Raw genomic sequence first — 23,112 nt, forward strand, 5'->3', positions numbered from 1 at the left:
ATGAAAAACATCATTTGCCTTTTGTGGGCATTAATATTTATACTGAGCAGTTGTGATCGGTTTTTAGACGTAAAGTCTAACTCTAAATTAGGAATTGCGGAAACATTAGAAGATAATCAGGCTATACTTGACAGATCACAGATGACTACATATTACAGCAACAGTGCTGAAATTTCGTCAGATGATTATTATGTTACGGATGCTGACTTTGACAATAACCGATTTGATTATGAGAAGATGCTTTATAAGTGGAATCCAGATCAAGTATCAAGACCCGGTGATAATGATTGGACAAATCTGTTTTCCAAGATTGTTGTACACAATACAATCTTAGACAACATAAAGCACTATAAATTTGAAAATGCTGAGAATTTGAAAGGTCAAGCTTTGGTGTATCGTGCGGCCGCTTATCTTGAGGCCGCTCAAATATGGTGCCTTGCTTATGATCAATCCACAGCTTCAACTGAACTAGGACTTCCACTTCGATTAACTGCAGATATGAATGTCCCTTCTGTGCGAACCACATTAGATAAAACATATGAACAAATTTTGGATGATTTGCATACAGCAGCTGAGCTTTTGCCCAACAACCAAATCTCAATTGTACGCCCCTCCAAAGTAACAGCTTTAGGGTTTCTATCTCGCGTCTATTTGTATATGGGAGATTATGAAAAATCGCTGTTGTATGGCAGTAAAGCTCTTGCAATAAATTCGAAATTACTGGACTATAACCACCTAAATGAAAATGCGTCTTATCCTTTTGAAATGAACCATGCGGAATTGCTTTTTTCTACATCAATGACACCTTCGTACTTCCTACATAAGAATCGTATTCATATAGACGAAAACTTCTATAATAGTTATGATGACAATGACCTACGTAAAACACTTCAATTCACAAAAAAATCTGGTGGTGGAATAGGGTTCAGAGGAAATTATGCGGGTTCTTCCTTGATGTGCAGTGCGCTTGCAGCCGATGAACTCTATTTAAATGTTGCCGAATCGTATGCGCAGTTAGGCCAGATTTCAAAAGCGATGGATCAGCTTAATCAATTATTAATTACACGTTGGAAACAGGGTGCCTTTGTTGGTTTTACTGCCGATTCCAAGGCTGATGCGATTGAGTTAATTCGTATAGAACGTAGGAAAGAACTTCTTATCCGCGGGCTTAGATGGGCAGATATAAAAAGATACAACCGAGATGGCGCGAATATCACTCTAAGTAGAACAATTAAAGGGGAAACTTTTACTTTGCCACCTAATGATCTTCGTTATGCGATTGCCATTCCGGAGGAAGTTATCGAAATGTCAGGGATGCCTAAGAACAAGAGATAAAAAAGGTGGGGTGTTTGGACCCCACCCATTAATTGAACGTTTTTAAGGTTCAGATTTGAATCCTTCAGATAGATCAAGGATTATCGAATTACTGTTCGATCCCAAGACACTTGATAAACTGACGTTTTCTGGTAACGTGATTTTGCAAGGAAGTACTTTTTCTACCCCACAAGGGTTAGAATTATTGATTGTACTCCAATTGTTCACGTCATTGAAATTTTCAGTCATATCTGTCCCAATGTAGTGATACACAACATCGTCAGCATTCTGACTGTTCTCTGCTATCTGAAATGACATTGTAATTCCTGCTGTTAGCAGGGCAACTACCAACATTGCGTTGGTTCTGAAAAATGAAATGGTTTTCATTGTTTAAAAATTTAATGATTAAAATAAATATTAATAAATTTGGTACTTGACTACTTGTAGTCAATCGGTTGCTATGTATTTGGGAGAACAATAGGTTCTCCCTTGTACATTGTAGCCAACTGGAATTTACAGTTGACAGTTGTCAATCATGCTGCAGCATGCAATTAAGAAGTTGCGCACCTTCTCAATATCTTTTTTGTCGGTCTATGTTTGTAACCATAGATTCCACATATTGCTATCCGTGGTAGACTCATCATAACTCCCAAGTTTACGTTTCAAGACCCTTATTCTTGTTTTCAAAAACAGGACTGGTGACTCTAAACTTTAGGGTAAGTTATGCTCAATAAAAATCGATACAGCACTCAGCCAAGATGGCTCGAGTAGCCCTTCATTCTTATCCTTTCGTTCGGAGTTTCCAATAGACGTTCTTTCTCAAATAGGAGGGAGTGAGTTGGTCTTTGGCTAGGACAATTCGAGTCTTAGGTGTACCCATCGTTTCCCAAGTTCCGTCGCATGGACACTTCTGTCCAGAATAAGCTATCATTACAATGGGATCTTTTTCAAAGAAGAAATCCCTGTAAGGAATCCCCTGTTTATGAGTACTCATAGATTTGGGATTTTATTTAACCCTCAGTTTCTATCCAATGCTGCCTGTCTTTTTTTGGGGGCAATTTGGTTGTATCCTTATTGTCATCTTCAAGAGTTAAGTCCTGAGGTTTTAACAGAGTACTTGTCGAATTTTCCACTTTTAAAGAAGCGGGCATCGAATCGCGATCTTGACACGATAGTAAAATACTTGATAGTAAAATAAATGTTAAGCCACTGAAGGCTGCAAATTGAAAGGTTTGATTTTTCATAATGGGTTAATTTTTTTAAGATTAGCCCGGCCGGTTGATTTTTTATTGATAGAATTCTTGGGATAAATGTATGTAATTCAAGCATATGAAAATTTTTGGGTAGGGAACGGATCGTGATCCGTTCCCTCGCCTACATAATCCGTTCCCTCTTTTTTGAAACGAAAATTCTTTTAAAATCATAAATATGTAACTGCTATGTATTCAGGTGTGGTAATTTGCCTGTATTATGCAAAGCATACTAAAAGAACGAAAATAATTGAAAAAAAGTTTTAATTTTATGAATATCGTGCGAGTATGCGTAATCCGTTCCCTTTTTTAGTCCTGATTTTGGTCTCAAACTGTGCAATGTCGCAAGGTTTTACCAAAAACTATGACTATTATGAGAAGTTGTACGGTCATTTTTCTGAAAATGACGTGAGGGCACTAGTGCCTTTAAATCAGAGTATAAAGGTTGCAAAATTCCAGAAAGATTATTACCATCTAACCTACGTTTATGAGGACGCAGTGTACTTTATGGGAGACAGGGACGTAAAATTGCACTATGCGGATAGTAGTTTAATCGCAGCGAAGCTTTCGAAAGACCAAAGTTTAGTGGCAAAAGCTTATTTAGGCAAGGGTATCGTTTACTATTATAATTTCCGGGATTACAGAAAGGCCCTTGATGAATATAAAAAGGCTAATACTGCCGCTCAAAAATTAAAAAATTCCTACTTAAATTACAAAATTCAGTTTCACATTGGCTTAGTTAAGAAATACCTTGGTTTTTACGGGGAAGCGGATTCTCATTTTGCGCAGGGCGTGGCTTATTTCAAAAGGAATTTAGAGAACGGTGAACTGCATTCAAACGAGCGTCACAATATGACCAAAGGCTATTTGAATTCTCTCTATCAACAAAGCCTTGTTAAACGTCATTTACAAGAATATTCAGAAGCTCGTGATCTTATTTCGGAAGGATTTAAGCAACTAAGTTTATTAGAGGACTATTCTGAAGAAAGAGGGAAGTTCATGTTAGCCCGTGGAATGGATCTGCTTCTTACTAAGGATTTCAAAAACTCCTATTCTGTTCTTTCTGATGCTTTATTAATTCTAAAGCATGAAGAGGATTTTACAGCCCTTGCCTTGACTCATTATTATTTAGGGAAAGTTATACTTCAAATAGATAACACGGCATATGGCATGGCAAATGCCAAGAGACATTTTTTGATCGTGGATTCCCTGTTTTCGAAGTACGGGTTCTTTGAACCGGAACTTCGATCCAATTATAGGTACTTAATCCAAAGCATTGAATCGAAGACTGACCATGAGAACCAAAACTATTATTTAAAACAACTAGTCAAATTAGATAGTATCGGAAATAGAGAGGCGGCTTACATGGCCTCAACCGTCCTACGAGATTTTGACCTCGCTACTGATAGGGTCAAATCAAGAACGAATGCTGAATCGATGAAAGACCGTATGATTCAACTTCTGATAATTCTCTCCATTGGTGGGGGCCTTTTTTTACTTATCTATTTCAAACCAAAAAGATCCGTCATACTAAGGAAGGGAAAGCTTCTTGATTTAACAGCTCTACGAACAGTAGAGGGGCCCTCCGAACCTTTTACAGAAAATCAAATTAATTCCGCAATACCTGCATTAAATCAATTTGAGAGAGATCGAGGTTTTGTACAGAAAGGGATTAAAGTAGAGGATGTTTCACAACAACTTGAATTACCCCCTAGGCTTATTAGCTATGTGATTAAGACTACAAAAAAAGAAAATTTCAGTTCCTATATCAATCGACTTCGATTGGAGTATGCGGCAAGGCAAATAAATGAGTCTGCAAAACTCATGAATTTGTCAGTTCAGGGCGTTGCAGAGCAGGCTGGCTTTACAAGCCGCCAAACGTTCACTCGTTTATTTCACGATTTTTTCGGAATGACTCCAACAGAATATTATGAACGAATTAAAAAGGACCGAGACGGGTAAGGGAGATTGATAGGGCTTTGATTTCAAGCCGTCTAACAGAACTAATGTTCTTTCTATACCATTCAGGACGCATTAGGCTAGGTGATTTTAGCGTAACTTTCACGAAGGTAGAGACTTTGATAAAACTTGACTAAATTGCAGTCGAGTCACCCTTCAAAAAACAAAGCTATGATAAAGAAAATTCTATTGGGTCTTGCGTTATTCCTTGCTCTTGGGTTTACGGCGTTTCAAGTTTCCCCATGGCCTGGCGCACTTGCCATTCGTTCCGTTTTTAATTATTATGGAGAGAAAGCCAACAGTGCACTTGAAAAAGAAGTTCCCGATGGAATCATCTCTATCAAAAATCAGCAATTTGACACTTCAAATCCTTCCTTAACCTTTGATGTATTTCATCCTAAAACAGTGAAGCCGCTGCGCACCATTATTTGGACCCATGGCGGGGGTTTTATTTCAGGTTCTAAAGGACAGATAGAAAATTACGCTAAGATTTTAGCCTCTAAAGGTTATGTGGTGATCACACTAGATTATACCATAGCACCAGAAAAGAAATACCCGACACCCCTTTTTGAGGTAAGCAAAGCATTGCAATATATTTCAACAAATCATGAAAAATACTTTGTAGATAAGGATTTTATAATTTTAGGAGGGGATTCCGCCGGCTCCATGATCACAGCTCAAACCGCAATCAGCATCACGAATCCTGCGTATGCCAAAGAGCTCAATCTTCAGCCCGGCTTAAAACCTCACCAAGTGAAAGGATTGATCCTTTATTGTGGCTTTTATGACCTTAAAGTGTTAATGGACAGTGAAGCGCCTAATTTCTTTACCAAGACAGTTTCTTGGTCTTATTTGGGTACCAAAAATTTGAAGGAAGACACCTCCTTAAAAACTACCTCCATCGCAAATTATCTAACCAAAGACTTCCCAACATCTTTTATTTCCGCGGGTAATGAGGATCCACTTCTTCATCAATCCTTATTCTTTGCCAAGAAATTAAAAGATATTGGAATTAAAACTGATGAACTGTTCTATGACCCGAATTTAAGCCCTGGTTTAGGTCACGAATATCAGTTCACGATGAATGAGTATGGGAAAAAAGCCTTGGATCGCTCGCTACAGTTTTTAACGAACTTGCAGTAAAGTAGTTCAAAAAAACACTCACATTTTGATAGGACAGCTGCAGGAAATCGGTAACCTATTTTAATCCTCGTGAGTCCTGAAATAGGAGAACTATCGGGAATACATAAAATATGCTTTTGTCTGTAATTAGTACTCGAATCGTACTATTGCGCCAATCTCAAATTATTTCAAGGGTAAATGTTAATTTACTTCATTGGTCATTTCCTGATAAAAACGGCACTACAACCTCAACTAATATTTAGTATCTTAGCATCTATCACCTAGCATTTAATCAAATTATTATAATTTAAAAATCTTTAAAAATATAACAAACACCAATTCAAATAACCATGGAAGCAGATTTAAAATTAAAATTAGAACAATTGTTCCAAAGAGTTGACACACTCAAAGATCAAATTAATACCGAAGAAGCGACTAAAAACGCCTTTGTTATGCCATTCATTCAGATATTGGGATATGATATCTTTAATCCCACGGAAGTGATTCCTGAATTCATTTGTGATATAGGGACAAAAAAAGGAGAAAAAATTGATTACGTTATTAAACGAGATGACCAACCTATTCTAATTATTGAATGTAAGCATTGGAAGGAAAAAATCGATGCCCATAATTCCCAACTTCATCGCTATTACCACGTATCTAAATCTCGATTTGGTGTCCTAACAAATGGACATCAATATAATTTCTATACTGATTTAGAGCAACCAAATATAATGGACGAAAAACCATTTTTCACGCTCGATTTGGCTAACTTAAAAGATTCTAGTCTTAAAATTATAGAAAAGTTCACAAAAAAAGGTTACAATTTAGAAGCTTTGTTGGATTCTGCAGAGTCTCTCAAGTATATTAAAGGAATTCGTTCTGAATTTGAAAAAGAGCTACAGCAGCCCTCTGACGAAATTGTGAAACTATTAGTCAGTCGGTTTTTTGACAAACCGCTTATTGCATCCCGAATGGTCTTATTTAAAGAATACACTAAAAAAGCGTTTTCTAATTCAATTAATGAATCGATTAACTTTAGACTTAAAAATGCATTAAGTTTAAATGAAGCGGTCAATTCTAAGCAAGACAGTGAAATTGATGACATTACTAAGGACCTAGAAAACCCTAAATTTGTTACGACAGAAGATGAGATTGAAGCATTTCAAATTATAAAAGCAATACTTCGCGAAGTACTTCCTGCTTCGCGTATTGCATTTCGGGATACACAATCTTATTTTGGGATTTTATTAGATGATAATAATCGTAAGCCAATCTGTCGCTTGCATTTTAATTCTGCAAATAAATATCTGGAACTATTAAATCATGGAAAAGATAATGGTGAACGAAAACTTTTAAATTCATTAGAGGATATTTACAATTTCAGAAGTGAATTGCTTTCGACCATTGAAAACTATTAGGCATTAATGATTCATATGACTATGTAGCAGTTTGCGCCCAAAATTAATTATTTTGGTTATTGACATAATACCTACCTAGGTGCAAAAAAAAACCGTCTTCAGACTAATTCTTGACGGTTTTAATTTTTGTGTTCCAAGATTTCATATCAAGAAAAACCAGACACTCTCATCATAAGGCCAAAAGGTCTTCGAATCAATTGAACATTAAACCAAATGAAGCGGAATGCTTATTGAAACTGGATGGATCGCTTGTTCGCTTTATCATCTACAGCATGCCATTCTCCATTTTCATAAACAGCAGCCTGATGGTCTCCTTTATGCCTGTTCACATCCACGCCTAGAACTTTTCCTTCGTAATAAAAGGCCACATTGCCTTCCAGAATTGTATGTCCCGCAATAATGCGCTTGACGTCAAACAATTCTAGCGTTCTTTTGACCTCCGCTTCTGTAGCTTTGGGTTCAATGAAATACCCTCGATACCAAAACAGGGAACTTTTCCCTACGAAAAAGGGATCAATTTTGGGATCACCTACACCTTTTAAAACTTTTACCTGATCGTAGAAGGGACGGCAAAGTTCATTGATTTTTTCAATGGAATATCCAAGTTCGTTAATAACGGGAGATACGCCTGCATGCATTGCTAAATTATCCCCAATCTTCTCTATGGTATTCTTGGTTCTTAGCCAACGACCCAGCTCAGTATTTGGGGTGAATAAGGACATGTAATCCACGCCCATTAGCTCCGCAGATTCCAAATATTTGGGATGAAGGTAACGCAAATCCCCAGAAAGGTTCATGATGTCATGGTTTCCTAAAATCGTATGCACGTAGCCTCCTGCTTTTTTAGCCTCCATTTCTAATTTATAAAGTAACCACATGATTTCCGTTACGGTGCTACCCCGATCAAACAAATCCCCACAAATCACGAGATGTCCTTTTCCGTAGGTCCAGTTGTAATTCTTATCCACGATACGGTTGGCTATTAGAAGGGTTCTAAACCCTTCAAACTGACCTTCTAAATCCGAGACGACAAACATCTTCTTCGGTTGCTTAAAAACAGAAGGCTCGTTTTTAAGAGACCTTTTTAAAGGGACTGTGAAATCATAATCTGAATTTTCAAATTTAACTTGCACCTTCTTATCTTTTAATTCAATTTTTGAGGCTATGCCTTTTTCAACACTTGAAGCCCAAGGTTCTCCTTGGATATAAGTGACGTGTGGGCCGTCGTAAATTGTCTGCGCAAATGCTGAAAAACCAAATAATACCATTAGAAATTGCAGTACGATTTTTCTCATTTTTGAGGTTTTAATTGAGTTAGTGAAAGGTAGTAAAAAAAAGAAGTAGAGTTTTTCCCTTGAGACTCTCAAATGGGACGAACTCTACTTCATTCGTTTAATGTATCTTTTTTTACTTAAGATTCGCCTTGCCGCCTACGATAGGTAGGGTAAGGGTCGTTCCGTCTAGATCCACAGTGAGTTCTGTTCCTGGTTTTGGATGAATAGTGAATTCTTTATCACTGGAGAAAATTAAGAGTCCGATTTGTTGGCCTTTCTTGATGATTTGATCATCTGGTTGCAGATCGAAGGTAACTTCATAGAATTTACCTGGAACCAAGGGTTCTCCTTTTCTAAGAGAAGCATGGTTCTGTGGATCGGCCCAACCGCGGGTAATGATATTATCTGTTATTTTAGATCTTCTAGAATCATTCCAGGGCAAGGATACGAGCCAAACCGATAAGTTGGCAGCAGGTTTATTGCTAGCCAATTTCACAGTGATTTTAGGGACTCCTGAAATATGAATATCAGATTCTAATTTTGAGCTTACATAAAGTAGCCGGTGATTCGTATAGTCGGCCCTAGCTAAACTCTCTCCTGAAAAGGAGTAGTTATCTACTAGCGTTTCTTTTGCATTTGTAGAAGTTTTTGTGGTGGATAAGCCTCCTTTCTCCGGCGCACCTTTGGTTAAATAGAAGGGTACGTACTTGGCCTGAGGATTTGGAAAATCGGCATAAGGCGTAGGCTTATCCATCTCATCCGCTTCTCTTACAATCCAAGCTTTGCTTTTTTCCTTCTGAATCCCGTTGTCCACACCAAACAAATAGTGGGTGAACCATTTGTTCATCATCTCCATTGGCGGTGGACCTCCGTGTCCATTTTGATGGTAATAGATGGCGGTTTCAAGACCCATTTCTTTGGCTTTCTTGTAGATTCGGTAGCTGTGCTCCGGCATTACGTTCCAGTCGTTAAAACCATGGGACATAAGCAGCGCAGCTTTCATTTTTGGCATATGGTTTAAGTAATCTCGTCCTTCCCAGAAATCGTTATAATCTCCGGTAAGACGGTCCATCCCGTTTTTCATTTCCGTATCACGAATTTTCGCATTGCTATAAGCGCGCTTTGATTCCTCTCCACTGTGAATAAAATCATAAAGCACATCCACGTCCTCTCCTAAATAACCACCCGGGGAACGAACAAGTCCGTTCGAGCGGTAGTAATGGTAGTAAGATGTATTCGGAGCCACAGGTATAATTACTTCTAGTCCTTTTACACCGGTTGTCGCCGCAGCAAGGGGAAGAGTTCCGTTGTAAGACGTTCCCGTCATGCCGACTTTTCCTGTGGTCCAATAGGCTTTTACTTTTTCATTTCCGTCTGCAGAAGTGTACCCATTGGCTCTACCGTTAAGCCAATCGATGACCGCTTTAGGCGCTAAGGATTCATTTTCTCCACCCACTGTTGGGGAGCCTTGTGACAATCCGGTTCCAGGAGAAGCCGAATGCACCACAACAAAGCCCCTCGGAACCCAAGTGGCAATAAGGGAGTTGGATAGGATGGGACGTGTTCCCGTCCTTGTCACCTCAGCATGCACACGGGGTTTAGCGGCAGGCTGCCCTAATTCATGGTTTACATCCCAAAATCCTCCTTCCACATCGGGTGCAACGCCAGAATAGTAAGGGCTTGTTTCGTAGATGACAGGAAGTTTGAGACCTTCACTTTCGGTTTGGTAAGGTCGGGTGACATCCACATACATTCGGTCTTTTTTGCCATCCCCATCGGTATCGAAACTTGTTTCAACCCATAAATCCGTGCGGATCCATTTCTCGGCATCTTTAAATTCAGGGACAATCTGCGCTTGTCCGTTTTCAAAAATAGGAGCTGCTTTTTTGACGGTTTGAGCCCCTAAGCAAAGGGAGCCCGTGAGCAAAGCGAGATATACGCTTTTTCGAAATACTTTATTCATGATGGATTTTTATGTCAGTAGTGGAACTCCTTTCGATGGGGAAAACCCCATGGACAGTAGCTATTAGTGTATAAAGATATAATTTCTTTGCGAATTCAGCGGGCCTTATGTCTTTTTTTTGATTTCTACAGTTTCTTTAAAATTATGAACATAAAAAAGCCACTCCAAAAAAGTGGCTTGCGCTTGATTTAAAATTAAATTCTATTTAGTTGTTCTCAGGTAAAAAACCGTATTCTTTTGAGTATTGAAGCATTTGCTCTGCAAAAGAGTTAGGGTAAGAAATTTCATAATCGGTTACCTCACCGCTGCTGTTTGTTACCGGATTAATGTAGGGGTTTACAAACCCACTATACGGCGCGTTTTCATACTTCGCACTACGGGCAAGCACTTCCTTATGAATAGCCTGATCTACTTTCACCCCGTAATTTTCAACTAGGTTTTTAGCGGCCTCATAATCTCCTTCGGATTTGATTCTTTGCGTTTCTCTAAGAAGTTGTCCGAATAGGTCGTGAAGTTTATCGTAGTCTGTAATGTTGAAATAGGTTTTCCCATCCCGCACGACTTTTTCAATTACATGGTCTTTTTGTCCCTTTTCAAAGACCCAGGCGCTAACCCATTGGCGGTTTCTCATATGAGATTCTTCAATGTCTGCTCCCGGTTCTAGTCGCACAAGTTGCATCATCAGTCCATTCCGGATATAATTGTCATAAGCGGACATTCCAATCGCTTTCCAATCGTCTACCAAGTTAAGTTCCTGCAATTTCGGATCGTATAGGAAATACAGACCTACCAAGTCGGCTCGGCCTTCTTCCATGGTGGAGGCGTAGCTTTTCAATGTTTCTTTCGGAGTACCAATGCCTGGATTGATCTGTCCTGAGGCATGACCAATTACTTCGTGAAGGGCCGTGTGGAGTTTGCTTGCAAGCTCCCCATATTTTTTAGCCAGTTCAAGTTCCTTTTCATCGTTTACAAATTCTTGCAGGCGGCTAGTTCCTCCTACCGCGTTGTAGGCGTCAATAATATTTCCAAGTGAGATGGATTTAGAGCCGTGCTCCGCACGGATCCAATCCGCATTTGGAAGGTTTACCCCAATAGGAGTACTGGGGGAAGCATCGCCCGCTTCTGAGGCTACAACCACAGTTTTGTAACTAATACCCACTACATTCTTTTTCTTATGTTCTGGCATTAAGGGAGTATGGTCTTCGAACCACTGCGCCTGATTGGAAAGCACATCCATCTTCTTGGACATATCAAAGTCTTTGATTTGAACGATGCTCTCAAAGGTTCCTTTGTGACCTAAGGGATCGTTATACACTTCAATAAATCCATTGATGTAATCAATGTTTCCATCGGTTGCAGCGACCCAGGCGGTGTTATAATCATCCCAGGTTTTTAAATCGCCCGTTTTATAGTATTTGATTAAATACGCAAGCGCATCTGCCTGCTTTTGATTCTCGGCTACATTTTTAGCTTTTTCAAGCCAAGAGACAATCTGGTCAATGGCCGCTCCATACATCCCGCCGCTCTTCCAAACTTTTTCTTTAAGCACTCCGTTTTCTTTTACAAGTTTTGAATTTAACCCTGTAGACAACGGACGTTTTGCATCCGGACTTTTCATACCTCCGTAAAATGCAGAAGCTTCTTCTGAGCTAATTCCTTCGCCATAGAAGTTCACAGCTGAACCGGTTAACAGACCTTTACTTAAGTCTAAGTTTACTTTTTTGGAGTCTTTGTCATTGAAGAGTAAATCGGCTAGGGCCGCATCCATTGGGGTATTTGAATTCTGTAAAAGCTCCTGAAAATAGGCCTTGGAAAAAGTAGGTTTAATCTTTTCGTTAGAGTAGTGATGGTGGATTCCATTCGAGAACCAAACCCGTTTTAAGTAGTCTTCAAAATTACTCCATTCTGCAGAAGACTTGTCTCCTTTATAATTCTGGTAAACATGTTCGAGGGCATGACGGATCTTTAAATTATGCTTGTAATTCTGATCCCATATGATATCACGACCAGAATATCCCGCCTGACTTAGGTAGTATACGTATTCTTTCTCCTTTAGAGTTAAGTTATCCCAGCCCGGGACATCGTACTTAAGAACTTCGATATCTGCAAAACGATCCACACTATTGGACTTCGTATGCGTGCTTTGTTCTTGTGAAGAGTTTTGTGCTGTAGGGGCCTTTTGCGTCGTACAAGAAAAGAGCAGTACGGAAGCAAGGGCTAGTAGAGTCAATTTTGTTTTTTTCATACCATAGATTTACACAAAGGTATTTATTTCAAAAATAACAGGTCCTAGGTTGTCCTATATACTTCTTTTGGCTTTTCAAATAGGACCCTCATGCGTGCTTATTCCAGTTCAATAACCCGCTTCCCGGAGCTCCGAAAGTGCGTGTGCATAGGCCCCAAGGGAAACAGCCTTACTGGTTCCCATTTTAGAAAGGCCCACAATAAGTTTCTTTTCCGCGGAGTACGAGACGCTTTGATCGGTAAAAGGCACTGGAATTTGCTGAGTTTTCCAATCGAGGAATTGCGCATAGGAATCGGGATCTTCCATATTATATACTTTAGAAACGAGTCTAGGCATTTTCTCCTGGTTCAGGTTTTCAATCGTTCCGTTTAAATGTCTAAGGACTGCAGGCAGAATAAGATCGCTAGCCCCTGAAAGCCCTCCTCCAATCACCACAGGAGCGTCGAGTAGGGTAAGGGCATTGGCAAGTGCTTCGCCAAACATGGTAGATAGTTCTGAAAAGGCTGCTAAAGCCGCCTTTTTATGACCTTCTTTCTGACCTATAGCGATGTAGTAGATATCTTCAGGGGTTCTGAACTCTGAATCGCCAGATTCTTGGGCGTAAACCCTTTGAACGGCACGAATGCTGACACTTTCTTCAACCAAAATATCGGCATGCTTAAAATTCCGCACGAGCCAGATTTCTCCTCCAGCGGAGTTGTCTCCACCCATAATTTTTTGGTTTTGAATAATCCCGCAGCCAAGCCCTGTACCTAGGGTGATACCCACTAGATTTGAATACTGCTTATTTGCACCTTTTAATTTCAAATCGGAGTTGAGCCTTGGCAACATACCTCCAATGGCCTCACCGTAGGCGAACAAATCACCGTCGTTATTTATATAGGTTGGAATCCCAAAATGCGCTTCGAGCATAGGACCTAAAGCAACCCCGCCTTTAAAGCAAGGAAGATTCATTAAATCGCTGATAATTCCATTTTTATAGTCTGCTGGACCCGGAAAAGCAAAACTGATGGCAACCGGTACGTCGGGCTGAGCGGCCTTTTTTAATTTTTCAAATCCCTCGATGATGGTTTTTAAACACAGATCAAGATCGTGGGCATTACTAGGCAGTACAATGGGGCTGAAAAGTTCTTTCCCCGCTTTAATGGCTGAAAATACAAAATTGGTTCCACCCGCATCAAGGGTTAACACAACGCTCTGATTTTTATAAATATCCATAGTCGTAGTTTATTGGACAATAGGTTGGTGCAATATTACTCAAATTTTACTAAATCCTTTTAGTAATTTCAGATTTTTAAGTTAGTTTTGCATAAAGTTTTGCTTTCGTTTGGTTGGAACGCCTGTCTTCATATGTTCTAAAGCGCTACTGTTATGGCACTTAGTCCTATTATGGCACTTTTATAGTGAATGTGTTAATCCTTTCAAATCGAAGCCTAGATAAGAAAACAAGCATTAGAATGCACAGGCTAAGGGCCAATTGGCCTAAATTTATAGCCTCTAAAAAAGAAATAATCGCATGAACACGGAGAAAGAACAGTTTTTTGAAAAGGTGGAGCAGATGCTTCACAGTCATGGATTTCGAGCGGTAACCAAAGACATGACGCGTCCTTGGGGTGGCTTCTACGTTATGGATGAGACTCAGGCTCAAGCCTTTTCCGACCAGTTTTTTGACGGACTGGATGTCAACGACCTAAAGATCGGTGGGAAATTGAGTCCAAAAATATTAGTGGTCGCTCCCCACAGCAAGCTAAGCTGGCAGTATCATCATCGGCGCGCTGAAATTTGGCAAGTCGTTGAAGGCACTCTGGGTATTGTACGGAGCCCGAACGACATGCAAGGCGAAGTTATGGAACTTCACCCCGGCGATCAAGTGAAACTCGCCCAAGGCGAGCGTCATCGACTCGTGGGATTAAACGAGTGGGGTATTGTGGCTGAAATTTGGCTTCACACGGATGCGTTAAACCCGTCAGACGAAGACGATATCGTGCGCGTTCAGGACGATTTCGGACGCTAAGCGCTTGTTTTCAGGCTACTTTTGGCCCTCAAATAACAATCGCCTATCTTTAATGGCTAGATAACCACACAGATGAAAAAGCAGGGAATTTCGATTAAAACCATGGCCTCGGACTTGAATATTTCAACGACCACGGTTTCCTTCGTCCTTAACGGCAAGGCAAAAGAAAAACACATCAGCCCTGAGCTGACTAAAAAAGTCCTGGACTATGCCAAGAAGGTTAATTACAAACCCAACCTCATTGCGCAAAGTCTTCGAACTGGGAAATCTCACACGCTGGTCCTTATTGTGGAGGATATTAGCAACAATTTCTTCGCAAGACTTGCCCGTATTATTGAGGACATTGCTTATTCAAAAGGATACAAGGTGATCTTCTGCAGTCACGAAAATAACGATCAGAAATTTGCAGAGCTAATTGAATATTTCAAGTTTCGCATGATGGACGGGTACATTATCGTTCCGCCTGCGGGAAGCCGAGAAGCTATAGAGGAGCTTAGTGAACAAAATGTACCCATTGTTCTTGTGGACCGTCTTTACGAGAATATTCAGAGCAATGCGGTGGTCATCGATAACCGACAGGCTGCCTATTCCGCTACGAAGCATCTGCTAAGCAACGGGTATACAAGCACCGCTTTTGTAACGGTTGATTTGGAGCAGACCCAAATGCTAGACCGTCTCCAAGGCTACGAAGATGCGATGGAAGAGAAGGGGCTTAGCCCATTGGTTCTAAATCTTCCGTTTGCGCAAGCAAGAGAACAAAAGGGGAAGAATTTGATTGATTCGTTCATGGTTAAAAACTCAAAAATAGATTCCTTATTTTTCGCTACCAACTACCTGACTCAGTCCGGTCTGGAAACCCCTCGCATTAAAAACAAGCTCTTTGCACGTGAGCTCGGTGTGGTGGCCTTCGACGATAATGACTTTTTCAGAATATACCACCCATCCATTACAGCTGTAGCCCAGCCTTTGCAAGAGATTGGCGCAGAAACCATGCGCCTTATGCTCGGTGCTTTAAAGCGCAAGAACGTGCAGCTTGGTGCGCGTAAAGTGATTCTAAATGCAGAGCTTATGGAGAGAGAATCCTCTCAACCTTCTTCGAGCTCTGTGGAAAATAACCAAAATTGACCTTACTAAATCGGTTTACTACGTTTTAGGTCTAGTTTTCGTTAAAATATCACAAAGTATGTCATTTTTGTGTTTTTATACTTCTCAATAATCTTTTTAATCCTTGAATTATGTTCAAGGATTTTTTCTATTCATTGTATTTTATTCTTTCTTGTGACCAAAATAATTTTTTTTTACAAATATGCTGTTTTTTAAATCGATTTAGTATATTTACTCAATACAAAAAGTTAACAAAACTTAACAAAAAGTTAACTTGGTGTGTAAACGCATCCTTTATCATTTATAAACGCTCAGGTTCAGACTCAAGGCAATGCCTTAATTCGCCATCTGAGAAACGGTTGTAAAGTCAGCCCTAAAGCAGACAAAAGAAGGGGAGAGTTAAACTTAGTGCAAGGCTAAACGGTCTTTTATCCGATTCGGAATGGAGGGGTCAATTAAGACCCACTTTATATAGAGAACTTATATAAGTAACTTTGATATGAGAAATAATTTTAAAGTTTTAACCACTGCCGCCATTTTCTTCTCGGCTCCCGCTCTCTTCGCCCAGCAGTTGAAGTCGGACAGTACGAAAGAAGCGGCTATTGAAGAAGTGGTCGTGGTAGCCTATGGTACTCAGAAGAAAACCAAGGTCATTGGCGCCATCGATCAAATTCAGAGCGAAGGATTTAAAGGACGGGCAAACACCAGTACCACGCAGGCCCTTCAGGGAAAAGCACCCAATTTGACGATTCAGCAAGGCAACAACGAACCGGGTGCTGGTATTAACATCAACATTCGAGGAATTAGTACCCTTGGGAACAACAGTCCCCTGGTGGTGATTGATGGAATTGTAGGTGGCGATATTAACGCCCTAAATCCGAGTGATATTGAAAGCGTGTCGGTATTAAAGGATGCGGGTAGTGCTGCGATCTACGGATCACGTGCCAGTAACGGCGTGCTTTTAATTACGACCAAAAAAGGAAAGAAAAGTCGACTGATGCAGGTCGATCTAAACACGCTTTTAGGGTATAATATTCCGCATTACTTTACCCAACCGGTTAAGGGGTATGAAAACGCCATGCTGCGAAACTTATCCGCTTATAATGCGGGATTAAGTGCGGCACCTTACAGCGCGGAAGACATTCGCCAATTAAAGGAGCAAGGCGATTACGAATGGTTTGCGAAAGAAATTGTACGACCTGCGATGCAGAGCAACTACAATGTGTCGGTAAGCGGTGGGTCTGAAGCCTCCACCTATCGAGTCTCGGCTGGCTATCTAAATCAAGAAAGTAATTTAGTGGGTCCTGCAAAAGGCATGGAGCGTTACAACTTCCGGATTAACTTGAATAACGAATTTGGACGCTTAAAACTTAGCTCAAACTTAGCGTACGCTAAGCAGATGATTAAAGACCATTCCTACAACACCTCGACCCTTATAGGAGATGCGGCTAGAGTTCCCCTCTATTATAAACAGAAAGACGAGAACGGAAATTATCTCACAAACGACGTCCTTCAGGAATTTAACCCCCTCGGTATCCTAGAAAAGGGAGGCTTTAGAAATTACGATAACGACGATATTTTAGGAAGCATCAGCGCTGAACTAGAAATCACCGATTATTTGAAAGCTAAGGCGGTTTTCGGTGGTCATTTATGGGTAAACAACATGTTCAGCCGAACCATGCGCGTGGATTTTTCACCCAAAGGAGTTTATGGTGCAGACCAAAACACACGCGATCAGCATAGAAAAAGCCTGGACTTAAACACCCAGCTAATGGTGGAATTTGATAAGACCTTTGGAAGTCATTACCTCAATGCCCTTGTGGGAGTCAGCAATGAAAATCACAGGGATCGCGGCATCGGACTCTATAGGCTTTATACCGATCCAGAGCTAGGAACTCCCGTCACTGGAACTGAGATCGATCCGGATTCTTACAATTCGAATATGAGCTCCTCCCGAAGTTCCCTAAACTCACTCTTTGGTAGAGCTTCTTACGATTACAACAACAAGTATTTTGCCGAAGTGGCTTTTCGATACGACGGATCATCCAAGTTCAGACGAGACATACGTTGGGGATTTTTCCCATCTGCAACCCTAGGGTATCGAATCACCCAAGAGGAATTTATGCAAAATTACCAAGAGAAGGTCGGGAATATTAAACTTCGAGGTTCTTACGGAATCTTAGGAAATCAAAACGTAGGCGATTATCAGTATCAAACCACATACTTCACGTTTCCAACAGCGTACGGCTACAACAACGTCGCCGTGGGTGGAACCGGTTACAGTTTTGCAAACCCCGATATTCATTGGGAAAAAGCAGCCACGTTCAATGTAGGGTTTGATGCAGACTTTTTTAAAGGCAAACTTTCCCTCACGGCCGACTACTTCAATAAAGTTACTAGCGATATTCTAGTAACCCCTCAAGTTCCGGGTACCTATGGCGCCTCGTTACCAAACTACAACGCCGGTAAAGTAGGAAATCAAGGGTGGGAAGTAAGTGCCAACTGGAGACATCGAGGACGACTTTTTAGCCACAGTTTGACCGCTAACCTGGCCGACAGCAAGAACGAAGTGCTGGATTTCCAAGGAAGGGAACGATTAACCCGATTGGAAGAACTTCAAATCATTCTTAGAGAAGGGTTGCCTTTCAATTCTTATGTTGGGCTTCAAAGAGACGGAATCTTCCAAAGTTACGAGGAAATTCAAGGTGCGGCGGTACCTGTTGGACTTAGCGTGCAACCGGGAGACAACCGTTATGTGGATATTAACGAAGATGGGGTCATTGACGATAAGGACCTAGTGGTCTTTGGGAATCCGTTCCCGCGCTATACCTTTGGACTTACCTACAACGTGGAGTTCAAAAACTTCGATTTGAGTCTTTTTGCACAAGGCGTCGGCAAACGAACCATGATGATTCGTGGGGAAATGATAGAGCCTTTCCATTACAATTATGGGATGACCATGTACACCCATCAATTGGATTATTGGAGTCCGTCCAATCCGGGTGCCTACTACCCACGCCTGGCTAATAACGGCAGCATGAGCAACACGAACAACTTCCGAAGAGGCAGCGACATGTACCTTTACGATGGAGCGTACGTTCGACTTAAAAACGTGCAGTTAGGGTACACTCTTCCGGAGTCTACACTCACAAATTTGAAATTGAGCAATCTTAGAATTTATTTCTCAGGTCAGAACCTCCTCACCTTAAGCAAGGTGAAGTTCGTCGATCCTGAATTGACTGAATTTAACAACAACCTAAGATCTAGTGGGGCAAATTCGGGTCGAGCGTATCCAACGCCGATTTACTATGGTTTTGGTATGGACGTAACTTTTTAATTTAAGACATCATGATAAACAGAACACTATATAAATACAGTTTGGTTGTAGGGCTAGCCTTTTTAACAAGTTGCGAAGGTCTGGATTTGGTGCCTGAAGACCGTTTCACGGAGGAAACCTATTGGACCACGATCGAGAAAGCGCAGTCTTCTCTTAATAATGCTTACATGCAGATTTTAAGCTCGCATCATTTCTTCTATAACGAAGCGTTGAGCGATAATGCGGTAAACGGTAGAGGAGATGAAGCGGGAGCTGCTTCCATTGCAGCGGGAACGTTTGATGCCTCTCTACCTCGTTTTAAGGACGAATGGAATCAACGATACGCGGGTATTAAAAGCTGCGTATTAATCCTGGAAAATATTGATAAAATTAAGGACGCCGATCCCATCAAGATTGAGCGCATGAAAGCAGAGGCTAAAGTGATTCGGGCTTACCATTACTTTATGCTCACGACCTGGTTTGGTGATGTACCCCTTTTCCATACCGATCCCACTTTGGAAGAGGCTTCAACAGCCGTAAGAACTCCAAAAGCAGAAGTCATTGAATTCGTACTTAACGAACTTGATGATGCCATGGCAGTTCTTCCAACCAAAGACCAGTACGCAGAGGCGGAACGAGGAAAAATCACATCCGGCGCGGCTTTGGCTCTAAAAGCGAGAGTCCTTCTTTACGAAGGACGTTGGCAAGAAGTGGTCACGGCCACAGATCGTCTAATCAATAAAGAGAAAGGCTCTTACGGTTTATTCCCGTCGTACAGTGGTCTTTTCTTACCCGAAAATGAGTACAGCAATGAGGATATCTTCAGCATCCAATATGTTCCAATCCAAAGAATGTGGAATGAGTTCTTTGATATGGCTCCGCTTTCTGCAGGCGCACGTCTCAATGCCCTTGCACCCACCCAGGAACTTGTGGATAGCTATGTGATGTTAAACGGTAAGAACATCTCAGAATCGGGTAGTGGTTTTGACAAGGAAGCTCCTTACGAGAACCGCGACCCCAGGCTAACCGCCACGGTGGTTTACGACCAATACAAATGGAAAAACGAATCGGGTGCAGTAAAAACCATTTACATTAAACCAAACACCGATCCAACGGGAGCTGGACTAGACGAATACCAGGCGGGTTCCTCCAAGACCACTACGGGATACTATACTCGTAAGTATTGGGATCCTACCCACCTTTCGGGACTTCAAAGTGGCTTGAATTTAATGGTTATTCGGTATGCCGATGTCCTTTTAATGAACGCCGAGGCAAGAAACGAATTGGGGCAATTTTCCCAAACCACCTGGAACGAAACCATTAAAGCGCTTCGCGTTCGCGCCGGGTTCACCGATGCTGGTGCGACCGCTTATCCAAGTGGTCTTTCACAGACCCAGATGCGTGATCTCATCCGAACCGAACGACGGACCGAACTGGCCATGGAAGGCTTAAGAATTTTTGATATCAGACGCTGGAAGCTTTCTGAGCAGGTGTTGAATGGTTGGGCTCACGGCGCACGTTTTGGAATTCCTAGCGAGGACGATGGGTACCTAAGAGTGAGTCAAAGAAACTTTGACCCTTCTATGCACTACCTCTGGCCAATCCCTAGAGCCGAGCGTCAAATCAATACTGCTTTAACCCAAAATCCTGGCTATTAATTTAATTGACAAAAACTTATTTATAATGAGAACTTTATATTCAACCTTGGCGTTTATATGCCTATTGCTCCTTACGGTCCAGTGCCGGGACGACGATCAAGTAAGCCATACCGAAGTCTCGGCTGTAGAACAGCTTTATTCGCCTTCCGATCTTACTTTTTATAATTTAGGTGCGAACAGCTCAGCCCTTTTCGAGTGGCAGAGTGCCCATTCCGAAGACAACGGCGTGGTGCTCTACGAAGTCGCTTTTGACCTAGAAGGGGGAGATTTCTCCTCACCGATAAAAGTGGTGCCTGCGGATGGTAACGGTTTTAAAACCACGTTAAATCTATCCTTTACCGAACTCAACCAAATCGCCACGTTGGCCGGAATCAAGTCACAAGAAATTGGCAAACTGATTTGGACCGTGTTCTCTTCCAAGGGTCTAAACGTGAAGAAATCAAACGTTTTTAGAACCATTGAGGTGCAACGACCGGCAGGCTATCCGACTCCGGATGAACTGTTCATCACGGGTACGGCAACGGAAGGAGGTGCTAATTTAGAGGCCGCCTTACCATTTAAAAAAATAAGCAGTAGCCAGTACGAGATCTACACCGAGCTCAAGGCGGGAACTTTCCAATTGGCCACTCGTAAATCGGGAACTCCTGAACTCTATTACTTAGATGGAACCAAGCTGAGTACAGAGGGAGAAACCACCCACAGTGGAGACACGAAAGTCTATCGAATTAAAGTGGATTTCAGCAATGGAAAATACACGATGGACGAAGTGGCGAAAATTGAACTTTGGTTTGCACCTGCTGGGGAATTCCTGTTTGAATATCAGTACCAGGGCAATGCGATTTGGAAAGCTTCCGATAAGGCCATTGAATTCTATCAGCAAAGTTGGGGTCGTGACGAACGATACAAATTCAAGTACACTTTTGTGAATGAAGAAGGAACTAACGTTGAAGAATGGTTTGGAAGTGTCAATAGCGACAACCAGAGACCAACAGCCGATTCAGCGGATTCGTACTGGTATTTAGTTCCGGTCACCAGCGACCACTGGCAAAACTCCTTTAAATTCGCTTCGGAATTGGACATGGCTACCGTAGACGCTTTCATAGATATGAGCGCAACCGTACCTGCCTACACGCACAGCTTCACGGTCAAGTAGACTTAATCACCCCTAAGTTCTCCCTTAAAGAGCTCCTTAAACGGACTTCTTTAAGGGAGTATAAAAAAGCATAAAATGAAACAACTAACGAATATCAAACCCCTTCTTTTTCTTGCATTTGGCCTAGGTGTGCTCATCGGATGCGAGGACGAAAGAACGCCTCTTCGCGATCCAAGTCTGGAACCCATTGGCACCGCTCAAATCAACTACGAGGCCACAGCGGACAGCATGCAAGTGGCCACCTACAATACCTTTTTAGGTAGCAACAATACGTTTGTTGAAAACAACGAAGGAAGTACCGCCTTTCATTATTGGCCGAACGCCCATGCTTTGGATGTTTTGGTTGATGCCTACCTCAGAACAAAAGACCCAAATTACGTAGCCAAAATGCGAGCTCTTTTTGATGGGATTAAAATTAAAAACGGAGGCACCTACGAGAATGTTTTCAACGACGACATGCTATGGTTAGGACTTTCGTCACTCCGGGCTTACCAGGCCACGGGCGATGCGGATTACAGACTGGTGGCAACCGAATTGTGGAAAAGCATTCAACTGAGCTGGAGCGACGTTTTCGGTGGTGGAATCGCCTGGAAGAAAGACACACCTTACAGCAAAAATGCCGTAAGCAATGCTCCCGCCGTTATTCTGGTTATGGAACTTTATAAACTGGATCCCAAACCCGAATATTTGGAGTGGGCTCAGAAAATTTATGCTTGGCAAAAAGAGCATTTAATAGAGGCTTCTACAGGCTTGGTTTGGGATAACGTGTCTCTAGTAAATGGGGTGCAGACCACCAATAAAGATTGGGTATTTACCTACAATATGGGAACTTGGATTGGTGCCGGTCTACGTTTACACGCCGCAACAGGGGAGCTCACCTATCTCCAAGATGCAGTGAAAACAGGACAAGCCTTGATAAGCCATGGGAAACTGGTGGACAATGGCCTGCTTCGAGACGAAGGTCAAGGGGACGGCGGTTTATTTAAAGGCATCGGCGTGCGATACCTCACGGAACTCATCGGGAAGACTGAACTCAATTCGAGTGATCAATCGGCAATGCTTCAATTTTTAGGGTACAATGCCAAGACGTTCTACGAAAAAGGAATCGCTAGACCCAAGATGATGAGTGGATCCAATTGGGCTGTAGCCCCTACAGGGAAAACAGACCTAACGACGCAGCTCAGTGGGCTTATGCTTTTGGAGGCGGCAGCGAAACTTCAAAAACAGGACTTGATTCGTTAATCTGAGCTCCGCAGACGCTATTTGACATTTCCCTCCCATTTTGAGAGTAAAGTGACACACCCCAGTGGTGAACACCA

The 23,112-nt window shown here is 41.7% G+C and carries 17 protein-coding genes; 10 read left to right on the top strand and 7 right to left on the bottom strand.

What is annotated here, in order from left to right; all coding sequences use genetic code 11:
• Positions 1-1,335, top strand: coding sequence for a RagB/SusD family nutrient uptake outer membrane protein (locus tag ACX3PZ_RS08335; RefSeq protein WP_459112512.1), 1,335 nt, complete (start codon positions 1-3; stop codon positions 1,333-1,335).
• A 42-nt stretch (positions 1,336-1,377) separates the two neighbouring features.
• Here ACX3PZ_RS08335 and ACX3PZ_RS08340 read toward each other — a convergent pair whose 3' ends face one another.
• The 3 genes from ACX3PZ_RS08340 to ACX3PZ_RS08350 form a co-directional block, all read right to left on the bottom strand.
• Positions 1,378-1,701, bottom strand: coding sequence for a hypothetical protein (locus ACX3PZ_RS08340; RefSeq protein WP_459112513.1), 324 nt, complete (start codon positions 1,699-1,701; stop codon positions 1,378-1,380).
• A gap of 394 nt (positions 1,702-2,095) precedes the next feature.
• Positions 2,096-2,308, bottom strand: a complete 213-nt coding sequence (locus ACX3PZ_RS08345; protein WP_459112514.1) for a hypothetical protein — start codon at positions 2,306-2,308, stop codon at positions 2,096-2,098.
• Between the two features lie 16 nt (positions 2,309-2,324).
• Positions 2,325-2,558: a hypothetical protein gene (locus ACX3PZ_RS08350; protein ID WP_459112515.1), complete on the bottom strand. Its 234-nt coding sequence runs from the start codon at positions 2,556-2,558 to the stop codon at positions 2,325-2,327.
• Positions 2,559-2,903: 345 nt separating this feature from the next.
• Between ACX3PZ_RS08350 and ACX3PZ_RS08355 the strand changes: the two genes are divergently transcribed.
• The 3 genes from ACX3PZ_RS08355 (at position 2,904) to ACX3PZ_RS08365 (ending at position 7,066) form a co-directional block, all read left to right on the top strand.
• On the top strand, positions 2,904-4,526 hold the full coding sequence (locus tag ACX3PZ_RS08355) for a helix-turn-helix domain-containing protein (protein WP_459112516.1): 1,623 nt from the start codon (positions 2,904-2,906) through the stop codon (positions 4,524-4,526).
• Between the two features lie 168 nt (positions 4,527-4,694).
• Positions 4,695-5,666: an alpha/beta hydrolase gene (locus ACX3PZ_RS08360; protein WP_459112517.1), complete on the top strand. Its 972-nt coding sequence runs from the start codon at positions 4,695-4,697 to the stop codon at positions 5,664-5,666.
• Positions 5,667-5,995: 329 nt separating this feature from the next.
• A complete protein-coding gene (locus tag ACX3PZ_RS08365) occupies positions 5,996-7,066 on the top strand; it encodes a type I restriction endonuclease (RefSeq protein WP_459112518.1) in 1,071 nt (356 codons plus the stop codon).
• 227 nt (positions 7,067-7,293) lie between these two features.
• Here the strand turns inward: ACX3PZ_RS08365 and ACX3PZ_RS08370 are convergent, their stop codons facing one another.
• The 4 genes from ACX3PZ_RS08370 to ACX3PZ_RS08385 form a co-directional block, all read right to left on the bottom strand.
• Complete coding sequence (locus tag ACX3PZ_RS08370) at positions 7,294-8,361, bottom strand: metallophosphoesterase (protein WP_459112519.1); 1,068 nt, start codon at positions 8,359-8,361, stop codon at positions 7,294-7,296.
• A 112-nt stretch (positions 8,362-8,473) separates the two neighbouring features.
• Positions 8,474-10,303 (bottom strand): Xaa-Pro dipeptidyl-peptidase, encoded by a 1,830-nt coding sequence (locus tag ACX3PZ_RS08375; protein WP_459112520.1) that lies wholly within the window; start codon positions 10,301-10,303, stop codon positions 8,474-8,476.
• Positions 10,304-10,508: 205 nt separating this feature from the next.
• Positions 10,509-12,548 carry a dipeptidyl-peptidase 3 family protein gene (locus ACX3PZ_RS08380; RefSeq protein WP_459112521.1) on the bottom strand — a complete coding sequence of 680 codons (2,040 nt, stop codon included), beginning with the start codon at positions 12,546-12,548 and terminating at the stop codon, positions 10,509-10,511.
• A 108-nt stretch (positions 12,549-12,656) separates the two neighbouring features.
• A complete protein-coding gene (locus ACX3PZ_RS08385) occupies positions 12,657-13,766 on the bottom strand; it encodes an ROK family protein (protein ID WP_459112522.1) in 1,110 nt (369 codons plus the stop codon).
• A 340-nt stretch (positions 13,767-14,106) separates the two neighbouring features.
• On the opposite strand from ACX3PZ_RS08385, the gene ACX3PZ_RS08390 reads away from it, so the two are divergent.
• The 6 genes from ACX3PZ_RS08390 (at position 14,107) to ACX3PZ_RS08415 (ending at position 23,035) form a co-directional block, all read left to right on the top strand.
• Positions 14,107-14,562: a cupin domain-containing protein gene (locus tag ACX3PZ_RS08390; protein WP_459112523.1), complete on the top strand. Its 456-nt coding sequence runs from the start codon at positions 14,107-14,109 to the stop codon at positions 14,560-14,562.
• Between the two features lie 72 nt (positions 14,563-14,634).
• Complete coding sequence (locus ACX3PZ_RS08395) at positions 14,635-15,687, top strand: LacI family DNA-binding transcriptional regulator (protein WP_459112524.1); 1,053 nt, start codon at positions 14,635-14,637, stop codon at positions 15,685-15,687.
• 478 nt (positions 15,688-16,165) lie between these two features.
• Positions 16,166-19,003 (top strand): SusC/RagA family TonB-linked outer membrane protein, encoded by a 2,838-nt coding sequence (locus tag ACX3PZ_RS08400; RefSeq protein WP_459112525.1) that lies wholly within the window; start codon positions 16,166-16,168, stop codon positions 19,001-19,003.
• 11 nt (positions 19,004-19,014) lie between these two features.
• Positions 19,015-20,640 carry a RagB/SusD family nutrient uptake outer membrane protein gene (locus tag ACX3PZ_RS08405; protein ID WP_459112526.1) on the top strand — a complete coding sequence of 542 codons (1,626 nt, stop codon included), beginning with the start codon at positions 19,015-19,017 and terminating at the stop codon, positions 20,638-20,640.
• Positions 20,641-20,665: 25 nt separating this feature from the next.
• Entirely contained in the window at positions 20,666-21,793 is a 1,128-nt protein-coding gene (locus tag ACX3PZ_RS08410) for a SusE domain-containing protein (RefSeq protein WP_459112527.1), read from the top strand.
• Between the two features lie 75 nt (positions 21,794-21,868).
• Positions 21,869-23,035, top strand: coding sequence for a glycoside hydrolase family 76 protein (locus tag ACX3PZ_RS08415; RefSeq protein ID WP_459112528.1), 1,167 nt, complete (start codon positions 21,869-21,871; stop codon positions 23,033-23,035).
• Positions 23,036-23,112: the final 77 nt, after the last annotated feature.

The sequence above is a fragment of the Chryseobacterium sp. A321 genome (assembly GCF_054489265.1).